This window comes from Brachyspira sp. SAP_772, assembly GCF_009755885.1.
Lineage (GTDB): Bacteria > Spirochaetota > Brachyspiria > Brachyspirales > Brachyspiraceae > Brachyspira.
The window spans coordinates 1-539 of the sequence record NZ_VYIX01000352.1 but is presented as its reverse complement, the minus strand read 5'-3'; the positions used below and the strand labels follow the sequence as shown (position 1 = coordinate 539).

Genomic DNA, 539 nt, shown 5'->3' with positions numbered 1-539 from the left:
CCCTCTAAATTGTTTTCATAATCCTTAGGAAGCCTTGATTTTAAGCTTTGTATATCATTTTAYAATACATATTTTATATAGTTAATATCATTATCTTCAATGGCATTAAATATTTTATTTACATAATTATCATAAGCATGCAAATTAGAAAATATTATAATAATAAATAAAATAAATATTTTTTTAATCATTTTAATACCCGTAAATTAAAAAGTAGTAGTAGTTCTATTATCTCTCAAATCAGTAATAGTAGAATTGAGGTCATATTCTCTTCTAGGCAAACCAGCACCAGGAAAATCTGTAAGAGTGAATTCAATCCAGAACTCTTTATTCCAATAAGAACCTTTAACAGAACCGCTAGCAATATCTGAAGGAAGAGCAGAAGGCGATATAGAGAAAGTAGCTCTTAATTGCCAGCCGTCTAATTCATGCCATATACTAGTATTGATAGAACTTAATTTAAACAAACTGTCTATCCTTTTTTGAGAATCTCTAAAATTAAATGAATCAACAATATCCCAGAAAGGATTAACCCAAGT

1 protein-coding gene and 1 pseudogene are annotated in these 539 nt (G+C 27.9%); both read right to left on the bottom strand.

The genetic code is table 11. The annotated features are described in order from the left end of the window. Positions 1-59: 59 nt before the first annotated feature. Positions 60-191: a hypothetical protein gene (locus GQX97_RS15100; protein ID WP_255447437.1), complete on the bottom strand. Its 132-nt coding sequence runs from the start codon at positions 189-191 to the stop codon at positions 60-62. A 15-nt stretch (positions 192-206) separates the two neighbouring features. Further along, positions 207-539: pseudogene (locus tag GQX97_RS14465) on the bottom strand (LPS-assembly protein LptD); the annotation flags it as partial.